9 protein-coding genes and 1 tRNA gene are annotated in these 14,324 nt (G+C 56.8%); 6 read left to right on the forward strand and 4 right to left on the reverse strand.

Features of this window, described 5'->3' with window-relative positions:
- Positions 1–113: 113 nt before the first annotated feature.
- Positions 114–1,175, reverse strand: a complete 1,062-nt coding sequence (locus tag NG895_RS15785; protein ID WP_252853486.1) for a sigma-54 interaction domain-containing protein — start codon at positions 1,173–1,175, stop codon at positions 114–116.
- Positions 1,176–1,827: 652 nt separating this feature from the next.
- Between NG895_RS15785 and NG895_RS30915 the strand changes: the two genes are divergently transcribed.
- Positions 1,828–2,196: an ArsC/Spx/MgsR family protein gene (locus tag NG895_RS30915; protein WP_425267235.1), complete on the forward strand. Its 369-nt coding sequence runs from the start codon at positions 1,828–1,830 to the stop codon at positions 2,194–2,196.
- A gap of 246 nt (positions 2,197–2,442) precedes the next feature.
- Here the strand turns inward: NG895_RS30915 and NG895_RS15790 are convergent, their stop codons facing one another.
- On the reverse strand, positions 2,443–3,249 hold the full coding sequence (locus NG895_RS15790; protein ID WP_252853487.1) for a sugar transferase: 807 nt from the start codon (positions 3,247–3,249) through the stop codon (positions 2,443–2,445).
- Positions 3,250–4,050: 801 nt separating this feature from the next.
- Between NG895_RS15790 and NG895_RS15795 the strand changes: the two genes are divergently transcribed.
- The 5 genes from NG895_RS15795 (at position 4,051) to NG895_RS15815 (ending at position 10,482) form a co-directional block, all read left to right on the forward strand.
- Entirely contained in the window at positions 4,051–4,854 is an 804-nt protein-coding gene (locus NG895_RS15795; RefSeq protein ID WP_252853488.1) for a glucose-1-phosphate cytidylyltransferase, read from the forward strand.
- 698 nt (positions 4,855–5,552) lie between these two features.
- The gene (locus tag NG895_RS15800) at positions 5,553–6,293 is read left to right on the forward strand and encodes a hypothetical protein (RefSeq protein WP_252853489.1); all 741 of its coding nucleotides are present in this window, start codon (positions 5,553–5,555) and stop codon (positions 6,291–6,293) included.
- 200 nt (positions 6,294–6,493) lie between these two features.
- A complete protein-coding gene (locus tag NG895_RS15805; protein ID WP_252853490.1) occupies positions 6,494–7,294 on the forward strand; it encodes a WecB/TagA/CpsF family glycosyltransferase in 801 nt (266 codons plus the stop codon).
- Between the two features lie 454 nt (positions 7,295–7,748).
- Positions 7,749–9,440: a CAP domain-containing protein gene (locus tag NG895_RS15810; RefSeq protein WP_252853491.1), complete on the forward strand. Its 1,692-nt coding sequence runs from the start codon at positions 7,749–7,751 to the stop codon at positions 9,438–9,440.
- A 271-nt stretch (positions 9,441–9,711) separates the two neighbouring features.
- Entirely contained in the window at positions 9,712–10,482 is a 771-nt protein-coding gene (locus NG895_RS15815; protein ID WP_252853492.1) for a hypothetical protein, read from the forward strand.
- A gap of 1,870 nt (positions 10,483–12,352) precedes the next feature.
- Here the strand turns inward: NG895_RS15815 and NG895_RS15820 are convergent.
- Both NG895_RS15820 and NG895_RS15825 read right to left on the reverse strand, forming a co-directional pair.
- Positions 12,353–13,459 (reverse strand): hypothetical protein, encoded by a 1,107-nt coding sequence (locus NG895_RS15820; RefSeq protein ID WP_252853493.1) that lies wholly within the window; start codon positions 13,457–13,459, stop codon positions 12,353–12,355.
- A 551-nt stretch (positions 13,460–14,010) separates the two neighbouring features.
- Positions 14,011–14,082, reverse strand: a tRNA-Cys gene (locus NG895_RS15825).
- Positions 14,083–14,324 lie beyond the last annotated feature (242 nt).

Genomic DNA, 14,324 nt, shown 5'->3' on the forward strand with positions numbered 1-14,324 from the left:
CGGATCGCGAGTCATGAATGGAGACCCTACTGTCGCTGTAAAAGGTGATCGCTGTATATGGAACAATCGAGGAACGCAGGCATCGGAGCGGTGATTAACGCCCAGCAGCCAAACTATCGTGGCTTTGACTTTCGGCGTCTGCGTTGGCGAACGATCTGGTACTCCTTGATCTTGCGGTACATGGTCGCCTGACTCAGCCCCAGCAAAGTGGCCGCATCGACGACATGTCCATCGGTCTGCTCAAGCGACTCAATAATTGCTGCTCGCTCTTTTCGCTGTATTGGTTTGAGGAGCGCCAGTTCCTCTGATTGGGATGAGTGACTGGCGCCGTTCGAGTGGACACCCGATTCGCTGACAGTATCCGGCGACTCCAGTATCCCGTTAGATATGTCGAGCGGACTGACCAGTGGCTGCTTGGCAAAAATGACGACTCGCTCAACAACATTCTCAAGCTGGCGAACATTCCCGGGCCACGAATGGCGGCGGAGACAATCAATCGCCTCGGTCGTAAAACCATGGACGGTCCGATTGTGCCGCATTGTGAAGCGATCCAAATAGAACTGCGCGAGTTCTTCGATGTCCTCCACTCGCTCCCGCAACGGAGGAACATGGATTGGGATCACATGCAAGCGGAAGTAAAGGTCTTCGCGTAACTTGTCTTGCTTCACCAGGCTGGCCGGATGGCAATTGGTGGCCGCAATGATCCGAGTGTTGACCACGCGAGTACCTCGGGCACCAACCGGATGAATGACTCCCGATTGCAAGAAGCGGAGCAGGTGAGGCTGGGCCTGCAATCCCAACTCCGAAATCTCATCCAGGAAGAGTGTGCCACCATCCGCCAATTCGCAGTAGCCGATCTGTTTGTCGTTTGCGGCGAAGGAATCCCGTTCGTCGCCGAACAACTGGGCTTCCACGATCTCTGCAGGAATGGTTGCCACGTTGACCGGTACGAAGGGACCCTGCGACATTCCGCTCAGGGAGTGAATGGCATGGGCTATCAGTTCTTTCTCGGTGCCCCCCTCTCCGTGCACCATAACCGTAACCTTGGTCGCCGCGACCTCCGCAATTGTCGCGCGAATCTCCCGCATTGCCGAGCTACGGCCGATGATGACTTGGTCCAAATCGACCATTCGTTCGGCACCTGAAGCGCCGTTGGCAGGCATGGATATCGGCATCGCAGCCACGTGCGATCCTCCGATACCGTCTACTGCCTGCGGTCGGGCGTCGCTCGAGTTTCGAAGAGCGCGCTCTGCTACTTGCGTGTCCATAACTTCCGATTATCCCCCAACGAACACCAAACACTCACGAACTGCTTGACATCTGGGGCTGCGAGGTAGGAGCGGAGTTCCGCATAGCAGCGTGGAATTCGTCAGTAAAACGCCCGTCGCAGAAGGCTAACGCCTATCGGCATCGACCAGCTTGCTACTTCTCAACAGACTAGTGGCGGTAAACTGATTTACTTTCCCAGAATGTGCACTTAACTTTGGCTAGATATATCCCCCAAAAGGTCTGATCAACTTCACTTCATGATAATTAGATAGCGCCCAGCCGCAAGCGATTTTTCAGATAAACTAGTGCGAAATTCTCAAAACAATCAAGAACATCGCCCGCTTTGGCGAAAAATGGCCCCAGCCAAGAGGCGTTGAGTGACGGTTTGGCCAGAATCACTATCGGCGGGACGGTGCTGCTGGCTGGCCCCGCAATAGACCGCCGTGCGTGGAAGGCACCTACTTTTCAAGAGTTGGATCAAGCGGGTCATGCCGAATCCATTGATTACAATGGGGTCGTCGACACGCAACCTCAGCCACTACAAAGGCAGCAACCGAAATGCAGGTCACGATTTATCACAATGCGAAGTGCTCGAAGAGTCGGGAAGCGCTAGAGTATCTGCACTCCCAGCCGTTGGAAGTGCAGATTGTCGAGTATTTGGAATCCCCACCTTGCGAACAAGATTTGCGCCGATTGACGAAGATGCTTGGCGTCGCCCCCAGCAGTTTGGTCAGGGCGCGAGATTTCGACCGGCTCGGACTTCAGCCTCCAGAGCACCCGGACGAGTGGATTGGGCTGATTGGCGAATATCCCATTCTGCTAGAACGCCCGATTGTCGTCTGCGGCGACCAAGCATGCATCGGCAGGCCCCTCCAACAGTTAGTCGATTGGCTGGAAGACCTTAGAAGCACAGAATCGCAGCCGTAAACCATCGGAGAAACGCGACAGCGGAAGATGAACGGCCCAGGTCACCCAGAGCAATGAGTCACCCTGAGCACTGCGGGCACCAGTGACGCCCGCTTGCGGTGTCGCAGATCAGTGTCGTGCCGCCACACTCGGAGCAGTAGGCCTCGACCTGCTTCATGCTCGGCTGGCGGTGTCCGGCTATACGAAGCCGGCGGACGATGGTGGCGAAAAGTGAACGCATTGAATCCCTGAATGGCAAGTCAAGAACTAGTAGGCCCCATCCGCGGATAGCACCGCCGGTACCGTCTTGGCGATTAACTTGAGATCAATCCACAGACTTTGGTTTTCGATGTACTCGAGATCCAAGGCGAGTTGCTCTGGAAACGAGAGCCGACTGCGTCCCGAGACCTGCCAGGTGCAAGTCAATCCGGGCTTGACCTCCAAGCGGCGGAGGTCTTGCCATGTATACCCCTGAACCTCTCGGGGCAGGGCAGGGCGCGGGCCAACCAGGCTCATTTCGCCGCGTAGCACGTTCAACAACTGCGGCATCTCATCAATGCTACTTCGCCGGAGAATCCGACCAATCCAGGTTACGCGAGGATCGTTCGGAATCTTGAACGTGCGTGAGTCGCTGTGCGAGTTGTGACTCGAAAGGTGCACGTGATACTTGTCCGCATCGACCACCATGCTGCGAAATTTCAGGCACCTAAACTCGCGACCGTTGAGACCTACTCGCGTCTGCGAGTAGAATAACGAACCGCCGTCGGTCAGCTTGACGAGAACTGCAGCCACCAACATGACGGGGGAAAATATCACCAGCGCGATGAGCGCACCGACAATGTCCATTACCCGCTTCGCGAACAGGTAGAACTCTCTGTCGGTCGAAACTGGCAAGCTCTGAGGATTCAGACTGCACGTGCCATTCATCTCCAGCTCAAACGCTGGAAACTGGTCGGTGCTTACCGTTGAAGTGCGATGGACACGCAACTTCCGAGCTTGGCTTGACCTCTCGGCTGTCGCTGTGGCATTCTGCGAATACACACGGGGCGCAGCCGCATCCTCGTGAACTAGCATCAAATCGTCCCCCAAATGGCAATCTACCGGAGTGGAGAATCCTATCCGTAGATAGAAATCAAGGCGGGATAATCTCAAAGTTGGTTGGTTCGCACTGCCGGGTCAGATGCCCCTATCATTGACCGAATCCGAGCATCTATTCCAATCGCTGTCGTACGTACGGTCCACTATACACATCCCAACTGATCGATCCAGGATCTCCAACAGATTTTCTGCGGATTATCGCAGAATGCATTTTTTTATCCGATTGATAAAACGCCTCGGGTTAACAAACCTGCTGATCAGAGCTCTTGGCCCGCCCTGCGTTCGCCTGTCAGGGGATGGGAAGAGACAATAGTTGACAATCAGGTCGAGATACCACGGGGCACAAACCGAGCTAGCGCGTTTTCACCGTGGGTGTGCTGGTTTGCCACCGGTGAGCAGGTCCGCTGTATGGGAGCCGAGGCAGGCGAATTGCCATCCAAAGATGCTGGCCGACAAAGCAGCTGACCGACAAGCCAAACCGGCGCGGCAAGGTGAAAATCGCTCTGGTCATGGCGGATTGCATACAATGCCCCCAGCCCTCATATCCCATTCCAGATTGTTCAATCCTCAGTTATCCCGTGACTTGCTCCCACAGCCTCCCACGGCGGTCTTTCCGGAGTCACACGCCGGAAAAACAGTTGGTGGTGCGTTATGCAACCCAACCGGAACAACGCCTTGCCTCCTGCTGGCCACCAAACATGATAAGGTACGAGCTTCGGCTACTCGCGAGGCTGACCGAAGCGGATCGTCGCGCCCCATGCCATTTGGAGAAGTTGGATGAGTAGTGAAGTTTCCCCTGCAAAAGTTCCCATATTTATCCTGTGTGGTGGATTCGGAACTCGCTTTCGCGAACAGACCGAGTTCCGCCCGAAGCCAATGATTGAAATCGGGGGCCGGCCCATCCTGTGGCACATCATGCGGACGTACGCCAAGTATGGATTTTGTCGGTTTGTCGTTTGCTTGGGTTACCGCGGAAAGGTAATACGGGAGTACTTTTTGCATTACGCCTCGATGAACAGCGACTTCACCGTTGGCCTGGCGTCGAACGAACTGACCACCCATACGATCGATCACACCGACGATTGGTCGGTCACCCTGGCCGAAACCGGACTGGAGACCATGACAGGAGCCCGGATCGCTCGCGCAACGGCCAAATACCTGGGCGATGCCGAACATTTTGGGGTGACCTACGGAGATGGAGTCACGGATGCAGATCTCGCCAAAGAGTTCGCCTTCCATCTCCAACACGAACGCCTGGGTACCGTACTCGGCGTCAATCCTCCATCGCGGTTTGGTGAATTGCAGCTCAATGGCGATGAAGTGGTGGCCTTCGATGAAAAGCCCGAATTTCACGAAAAGTGGATCAATGGCGGTTTCATGTTCTTCCGACGAGGCTTCCGGGAATACCTCAGCGATGCAACCGATTGCGTACTCGAACGCACTCCGCTAGTCAGCCTGGCGGATGATGGCCAACTCTCGCTGTTCCGGCACCACGGCTTCTGGCACTGCATGGATACACAACGAGATTACGACGATTTGAATCGCCTGTGGCGTGAAGGCACCGCTCCCTGGAAATGCTAGAGGCGAGTTTAGCAGCCGCCTATTATCAATATGAAAAAAGTTGGCCACACGAAGCCTCCCACGAAGTCGACCTGAAGCTTATTGCGGGTTATTGGGGGGAATTATGCTTGCATGACGGCGGGTTTCTGCTAATTTGTCAGTATCCCGTGAACTGGCTATTTCGCCCGAATTGAACTGTGCTTAAGACCTCACCACAACTTGACCTCCAACGCCAGTGGCTTTCCACTTGGTCGGTCGTTGTATTCTCGGTGGTGACTTTCGCCGCATCGGGTGCAGATGCGAGCCTGGTCGTTTCGGGGTTGCCTTCGTTGCCGGCCGAGAGTTTCACGGCTCAAGCCGCAATGCAGACCACGCAGACCGCGAGTCAGGAATCCAAGCGACCTCGAGGCCAGGACCAGGACCGCAAGAATCAAAGCCGCTTTGCGTCTTCATCTCCGCTGAATGGCTCCGCAACAACCTCGAGTTCTACCTCCGGTGCGACCGGCGGTAGTAGCGTTGCTGTTGACGTCGCTTGGCCTCCATCGATCAACTTGCGCATCCTCCCCTCGCTGACCGCCTGGCTGAAAGGTGAGGAGCGTTTGCTTCTGCCATCTCCTCCTGGTAACGAACTGCTTAGGCCGCCTCGGCTGATGTTTGCATGAGAGCTCAAGGATTTGATTGTAAACTTACTTAGCGTTCAAGCATCTACAGGATTTATCATGTTAACAAAAGCTAATTTTGCAGTTCACATCGGCCGGCTAACCTGCATCGCGTTGGGTTTGGGGCTCGTCCTCAGCGCAACGGCTCAAGCCTCACTCCAAGTAAGTATTAGTACCGGCGGTCCGCTTGTGGCCCAGAATACCAACGCCAATAGCGGCGGCGTTGTCACCTTCTCTGGCACCCAAGACGATGTCCAATTTGTTTTCATCAGTGGGTCGTCGAATAGCCCAGGAGCGCCCCCTCAATCGACGCTGAACATTTCTTCGCTTGATATCACCAACAACAGTGACTCGTTGAAGTCTGTACAAGTCCAAGTTAGTGCTACCGATTTTAACTTCCCCGCCGCGGGCCTAGTAACGCTAACGAGCGGCCTGGGCGGCTCGGTGACATTTAGCGGAGTGAATTCGGTGATCTACCAGACGTGGATCGATGCGAGTAATACTCTAAATGGATACGGCGGCATAACGTCTGGACCCTTATCCGCTGATGCCAGCGGTATTGGTAACGGCGGGTCCTTGCCTCAGTTAGACGGTTCGGTGAACGGTGATCTCACGGGCACACCTTTCTCGTTCACGGGTCTAGTAACTCTCGACCTCGAGCCTGGAGCGGCTGTTAATTTCGCGACCACTGCGGTTTTGACTCCGGTACCCGAGGCCACCAGCCTGCTGGTCTGGGGCGCGATGCTGATCCCGGTCGGTTTGGTTGTCCGTCGCAGTTACCTGCGTAAGCTGCAGGCCTAGTTTTCCGCCTGCAGTAGCAATGAAATCTTGAGCCGGCGAGGAACCTTTCCTCGCCGGCTCTTTTTGTTGGCCAGTGGCGCTGGCTATCACATCGGCGAGTCGCGTAATTATACTGACCACTTGAGTGACGCGATTCACTGCAGGCCGAATGCCGAGTGCCGCGACTATTTCACCGCAAGCGTCGGGTTGAAACAGCCACTATGCCAACAGCCAGGATAGATCTGTTTGGCATCCAGATTGATGCTGTCTCCCTGGACGAGACCCTGGGCGTCATACGCGACTGGGTCCAAGCTTCTGACACGTGCCGCTACGTCGTCACTCCCAACCTCGACCATGTCGTGCAGTTGCGGGCAAACCAATCCTTGCAGGCAGCCTACCACAACGCCTCACTCGTACTGGCAGACGGCTGGCCACTCGTGGTCGGCTCGCGGCTGTTTGCCAAGCCACTACCCGAACGTGTTGCCGGGTCGGACCTGATCCCTGCCATTTTGGGTTCGGCCGAAGAATGGGGAGGGCTTCGCGTCTTTCTTCTGGGCGGCATGCCAGGCGTTGCTGAAAGAGCTACCGAGCGAGTGCATAAGCGCTACCCCAAGGTGGAGATAGTCGGGTGCCATGCCCCACCCCTTGGCTTCGAGCATGTCGCTGCAGAGAACCAGCGGATCATCGATTTGGTTGCAGAGTCGGGGCCCGACGTCGTGGTCGTGGGGCTGGGGGCCCCCAAACAGGAGCTATGGCTTGCTGAACACCACCTCCAGCTGGCGTGTCCGGTAGCCATCGCTGCTGGCGCGACCATCGACTTCCTGGCAGGCGAGCAGATTCGAGCACCGCGGTGGATGCAGAAATGCCATCTGGAGTGGATGTTCCGTTTACTGCAAGATCCCCGCCGACTCACTGGGCGATACTTCCGCGATGCCGTTGCGCTGCCCGGTTTGCTGTGGAGAGAACGTGAAGCGACACGTCACTGCTTGGCCAAGAATCGACAGCGCTCCGTCGATTCGTAAGCGATCACGTTTGAGCACTCCAGCTCACCCATCAAGCGATGTCCAAACGCTCGCAGAGGCCGAAGCGGTGGACTTGCTCCCCGTCCAAGGCGGGCCGACACCACACGGGTCCACACCAAAAGACAAACCGGTGTACCAACGATAAAAACACACTAGTGGCTTCGGTTCTCCTCAACCGCTTGGCCGAACCTTGCTCACCAGAGGGCGATCTCGTCGGTTGTCCGAACGGACCGAGCGTCCCTCCATGCGTCTGCAAGCGGACAGCAGACTGCCCCGAAAGCAGTACCACGTGGACCAAACCCATCCCCCCTTCATCGGGTGGTTGACAAAAAACCCACAATCTTAGCATTTTAGGTTGCGCACGAAGTAAGGCATACTACTCTGAGATCGGCATCCCGCATTGAACACGCCCGTACGTATTCGCTTTCTGTTTGCAAGAGCAGCGACGCTTCTGTTGTTTGCCTACCCCGTTCATGCACAAACACTATGGATGGAGGGAGCAGAGAATGGGACCGCCTACCTGCGTGATGGCACCAGCGCGTCGTACAGCTTAATTCAGTCGGACGTGGTTGCCAGCGGTGAAAATGCGTTTCACCTCGCCAATCCCAGCTTCGAGTCAAATTGGTTCGAGATCGACGAAGAGATTTCTGTTCTACCGGGCACGCAACTGTTCTTTCTCAGTAGGCTAAGCTGGGCTACCGACAGTCAGGTTGCCCGAGTTCAGTTATCCGCGGAGGGGGGGTCGACTTGGCCGTCGACCATCTACTCTCAAGCGGGGGATTGGACTGCGGGCGAAGGCTCCTTCGCTCTCCGCCAGGTCGATCTGAGCAGCTACGCCCACCAAGAGATAAAGCTCCGCTTCGTCTACGACTATCTGGGGGGAAGCGCCTACACGAACAACGAGACGGCTGTTGGCTGGCGCGTCGACGACATTCAGGTCGGGGCTGAGTTTGAGAAGATCCAATACTCCGTGGGGAACCCATCGGCCGAAGAGCAACTCTATCTCGAGTTCATCAATCGCTCTCGTGCGGACGCGATCACCGAGGCATCCCGACTGGCCAACGAGTCCGATGCCGCGACCGTTGCGGCATACACGACGAGGGGGATCAATCCCCAGCATATCATCGACCAGTTCGAGACTTCGGTAAGTGACGGCTACCTGCCGCAGTTCGCCCAGCCACTCTCGTTCAATTCCAAGCTTCTGCTGGCCGCCGACTTGCACACCGAGGACATGTATCTCAACGGCTTTCAAGGTCACGAAAATTCTCCCAACCCACCATCGCCGCTGGAGCCCGGCGGTGGCCTGGCCACCCGTTTGGCAAAAGTGGGATACGTTGGCGGTGCCGCGGAGAATGTCTTCGCGTTTGCAGAATCCGTCGCTCATGGGCACGCCGCTTTCGATGTCGATTGGGGCGATACGGTGAACCCCGACTTTGGCTACTACAATCCCGACTTCACAGGGCAAGGCATGCAGAATGGCGCCGGCCATCGTGCCAATATCCACAACGACAGTTTCAAAGAGATTGGTGTCGGCGTAGTGGATATGCTCAGCGGGGGAACATCGGTAGGACCTCAGATCGTGACACAAGACTTTGGGGACCCCGGCAACGTTGCCTTTGTGACCGGCGTCGTCTACGAGGACATCAATGGCAATAACTTCTATGATCTAGGAGAGGGCCGGCCCGGTGTTCGGGTGGATATCGACGAATCCCCTTACTATGCGATCAGCTCCGATTCGGGCGCCTATTCGATTCCCATCAACGAGAATGGATTCTACTCGGTGGAGTTCACTGGCGGTGGATTCGCTTCATTTTCGGCCCCGGCCCAAATCATCGGTGGCCGCAGTTACAAGGTCGACTACATCATCCCGGTGCTGCCTGGTGACTACGATGACAATGGACTGGTCGATTTGAGCGACTACGAAATCTGGAAGCACACGTTCGGTTCGACAACTGACCTTGCTGCCGATGGCAATGGCGATCGCGTGGTGGATCTTGCGGATTACACGATTTGGCGCAATCACTTGGGTCGCCGCGAATCGGCGGGCGCGGCTACGTCTGCCGTCCCAGAATCCCCCGTAAGCTTCACCTGGGCTGCCTTCAGCCTGTGGGCCATGCACCGACTCCGCAGACGCGGCGACACGTAAGGCGGCCGGGAGGTAGCTCTCGCTGCCTGATGTGCCCGGGAACAAGAAATAGGCCCCCTGGCTTTGCGGGGGAAGCCGGACAAAGTGGCTAAGATTCTGAATTGCGGTGCCCCTCCCACGGGGGAGTGCGTCTAACCGCAGATCCCCGTGGGCAATCCGTACCAAAATTCCACCGTTATATTGTGAATTACCGCTATGAAAGTGCAGCTCAACCGTGCATAATGGGGACGGAATGTTGGGGACCAAGGCACTACATTGGGGAACTTTAGCTATGATGAGACAACACTTCGGCCAACGTGCCTATACACAGCTAGCACTTGTAGGTACTACGTGCCTGCTGGCCGTTTTCTTTGCTGCCAACGCCACGGCTTCGATTCAGACTGGAGACATCGTCGGTCTCGACAATGCTCCGGGCTCTCCTGGCGGCATTTTCTATTTGGACGATGAGTCCGGTAACAAAGTCACCGATACGTTCTGTGTCCAGCTGGAAGAGTTTGTCAACTTCAACAGCGATTACAAAGTGGCCGACGCCTACGCAACGACCACACTCGGCAGCGGTAGCCGTTCGCTGACGTCGTTTGCAGCGTGGCTTTACGATCGTTACTTGAATGGCGTCGAGGGCTCCGGCCCCGCGCTGTCGAACTTCGACTTTTCGAATGCTTACGGCCAGTCCGACTACAGCGCGGCCAGTTTTCAAGCCAACGAACTGCAGCTCGCCATCTGGGAAGCGATGGGGTACACCCCCGCTGAGATTGGTGGCGTCAATGGCGGCTGGTACGACACCTACGACGGTAAGGTCGCTGGCTGGGAAACCGAATTCAATAACGATGTTACCAACGGCGTCTGGAGTGGCACGGGGGACGTCTACGTCCTGAACCTGCTGTCGAAAGATGGCAACGGCGAATACTCCATCGATGCTCAGGATCAGTTGATCCGTCACCCCTCGATGCAAGCCGTTCCCGAGGCTGGAAGCGTGCTCGTATGGCTCTCGGTCGCCGGAGGTTGCATTGCCCTGGCGTTCCAGACTTCCAGGAAGTCCTAGTACATCTTTGCAGGTGCGGACGGCTGTGCTCAGCTGCTCCGCACCATTGCTTAAGCCCTGTGTCTCGAGTGCGGCTCAGGCACCATGGCGGTGCTGCGGCAACAGACTCTTGCGGCTCGGTGAGTGATACAGCTCGCCTCCAGGCCGCTTAAGCGACTTGGCCCTTCATGAGTGGGCAGCAGCGCGTTCTCCCAATGGCATGCTGCTCGATCGCCGTGGAGTGCCTGGCTTCCTTGCTTTGGAAAGCAAGGCACGCAAGCTCCCTTCGCCAGTTGGTTGAATCTGCGGCCCCGGTTTTGGATAAAGATCGGGGCGAGCACACTTATCTCATTTAGGCTTTGTCTGAGCACGGCCAGTCCTGAACACCTTGTAGCCACTCAAATAGCCCTCCGATGTCGCCCCCTGTCGTGGCGCGGTGCTTATCCAAGCCAGGGCGGGCGGAGCAGCCCGAGCGACTGCTGCCACACCTTGGGAAGAGCCTCTCGAGGACCTGCTTCGGCGCAGATCATCTTCCAGCAAATGGGCCCTTTATAGACGGTCTGGAGCCCATTCTGGCCACAGAAGAGAGTCACGTTGCTGAATTGGCTGGCCCAACGTGGCCCCGCTGTAGGCTCGCCCGGCCAGGCAACGTTATCCGCCACACATCGCCTGATGTTCGCCGATGGTGCAGGGGGATGTCCTCCGAGGCGTCCCTCCCTCGTGACTCTGGTGCTTTGCGTCTAGGGAGCCGTAGCTAAGGCCTCTTACAGCCACGCTACAAAAGCGGCATTGTCGGCTCACGAAGAGCAAACAGCCTCACGGGCCGCTGGCCATCGATTGCCTGCAAATCTGCGCGAGCCAGTCCGGCCACGCCTGATTGCAGCAGATGCCGACGCTTCACCCCGAACACTCGGGCAGTCTCGCCAACTCCGCCTGCTACTAACGAGCGAGCCTCTGAGAAGCGACAGGTGCGATCAGAGTCAGATTCGAGTACCTGCATCTTCCTGCCTCGACTTCCGCCCGATCGATCTGGCCTTCGCTGGACTCAAGTCACCACCCCCGATGGCGGCGGCGCGGGGCCACGACGAATTGGAGCAAGCTGCCTGGCGGCTTACTCGATGAGTCCTTCTTGTGCAGATACTTCGCTTGTTTCCGCATTGCTGTAACTCGGCTCGGTGAGTTTGTAGATCCTCCAGGGCCGGCTTTCCAGATTAGGAAACAACCTTGCCTGCAACTCCATGCGACTCTTCAACCCGTCCGAGCCGCCGCTACTTCGATGAAGTCCCCAAACGAGAACGCTGATCAGCGTAGGCGACAATGTGCTTCGAGACGAGCATTAACCAGGGGTGGCGTCAGTTCTTGGGCAAACAATCCGCGCCTGAATTGCTAGAGTCCATGGCGATTGTGGCCGTGCAGACGAGTCGAAACTATGGTGGTTTGAAAGACCTGATGTTCGAAAGAATGCCCTTTCTAGACGTGGCCATCGGTCGGGGCGCATGAGTCTGAATGGTGCTTCATGAGCGATTAACGTCCCATCATGCTTCTCGCAGGTCGACGTCGCCACAAAGCAATTTGATAGGAGCCTTTGCCCGAGGCTCCCTCGCGAGCGGTGGTACGAATGGCCCCGCTGACGGGACGGGTCCTGTTGCCAAACGAAACTTCCTAACGCGGTCTCAGAATTCACCCCAAAAGCCAGGGCGATGGGCGAACGCCACTGGGGAGTCTCGGTTGCACAAAAGTACTAGGAGCATTCCGGGATTTGGCATACTGGCCCGGCGCTGGCTTGCAGCACGGGGTCAGAAGCATAACTTCGACACCAGCCGCCGCAGGCCGTTGAAATCGCTTACAGAGCAACGCGTGCCACTAACTCATGCAGCGGTAGGAAGTCGGTCTAGATAGCGAGCGAACGCCGTGCTGGCCGCCACATAACGAGCAGCCCCAAGCAACTCAATGCGCCCAGGCAGGTACCAGGTTCGGGCACCGACTGGGTTCCGGCTGTGATCGTCCCCAGCTCGACTTCAGAGCCAAAATTGTTCTTCCAGACGAGGTAATCTGCCGCATCGATCACATTCATGCTTGTGCCGGAATCGTTACCGTTGGCGGCTAGGTTCGATGTCGATCCCAGCGTATTTCGCCATACGGTATAGTCGGCGAGATCCACCACCCCGTCACCGTTGTAGTCACCACTGCTCACAGGCTCCTCCACCAGTGTCAGGTCTCCCACCTCGAAATCGGTGGCAGACTGACTTCCCAACAGCAGAGTACGCTGAAAAGTGTTCTCTAGATCGTAAGCGTAAAAGTCATCACTCGCGCCACCGGCGACATCCAACCCGATCAACGACTCCGATCCCACAAATCCCATCGCCGCTCCTACCAAGAGCGGAGGAGTCGTGCCCGATAGCTCGTTTTGGGTATCCGCAAAACGCTCGGTCAGCGCTCCTGTGGTGAGATCCACTTCGTACATCTGAGAATCACTTACCAATAGCATCTGGCCCGAGAAATCCTCGACAAGATCCACGTTTTGCGATGCGTCGAAACCGCTCCCTTCGAACGAAAGGCCAATAAACTGCAATTCTTCCCCCGTCATGGGTTGTACTTCCACAAGTTGGTCCGCCTGAACATCGACAGCCCACAGAGTTCCATTGCTACGAAACGTTGCTCCGCGAATCTCACTCCCGAAAAGCGGAGGCCCCAGCACATCAGCCGTCGCATCCAGTGGGTTCACGCGGACAGGGCGAGATCCTGCGTCCGTCCTCAGAAAAGCGAGGATTCCGTGCTCGGGCGAAGCGGCTATTGCGTCAAAATCCCCGTCAGCTCCGTCCGCCTGTAACATGCCCAGCGATTGGTAAGACGAGCCATCCACCTCCATGCGGAACAACTCGCTGGGCCCGTAGTCCCCCGACATAGCGTCGTAAGGCGAGGCGACCCCCAGCAGGTAAGCGGCGGACACCGGCGATGACCAGCAAAGCGCAAAAACAAGGCAAAAGTAGTACTTCATCGATGATCTGGGGGCCATCAGGAGGGAAGCTGCGTAGACGTCAAACAGCGTCTGCAGGGCAGGGGGGAAGGCATATTCAGGTGTTCCTAGAATCAAAGTCCATGCTAATCAGAGTGCGGCTATCTGTCGACCAAATTGCCTTTTTGACCAAATCCTCCGGCTCCGCGACGGCGAGCCCCAATTCACTGGAAATTGCAGGAAATCTACCACCCGCTCCTGGGGCCCAAAGCAGCTCCCCAAGCACAGAAAAAGGGCGAAATCTACCGAACCTGTTCCCTGGGGTCGACCTCCAGGCAGGACGGAATAAAGTCCGAAAGATGGCATGCCGGTAGGTCGGACTCCCCCGAATGAATGTCAGCGGATGGGAAAGCACAGATGTGAACCTCACCGCGTGCTGGGCCTCCAGCCACCAACCGTCGGAACGCTCCATCGGCTGCGAACTGCCGCCGGAACTGATAGCGGCCGCGCACCGACGATCACTCGGCATCTTGATGATGCCGGCGCAATAAAAGACCCTCGAGAAAACCGATGCTTCTCGAGGGTCAAGAAAGAGGCGTCGCCCGGATTCGAACCGGGGATGTCGGATTTGCAATCCGATGCCTTAGCCACTTGGCTACGACGCCTTGAGTTTTGTGGTCGCTCGCCAATTGCCATGTGCGGCGGGCAACAATAAAAGTATCGGTCGCTGCAACCGTCACCTTTGACAAAAATTACGCAATCCTGCGGTGGAGGTCAACCCCTGCAGGTAGGCGCAATTTCTCGCAAACGCCTTATAGGACAACGACTTAGCCCCGCGGGTTCGCACTCGGCCGGGGCGATTGTGGGCGAATGGCCGGCTGCAGGTGGTATCGCAGTCTGGCAATTT

Origin of the sequence: Aeoliella straminimaris, from assembly GCF_024054565.1 — a bacterium.
GTDB lineage: Bacteria > Planctomycetota > Planctomycetia > Pirellulales > Lacipirellulaceae > Aeoliella > Aeoliella straminimaris.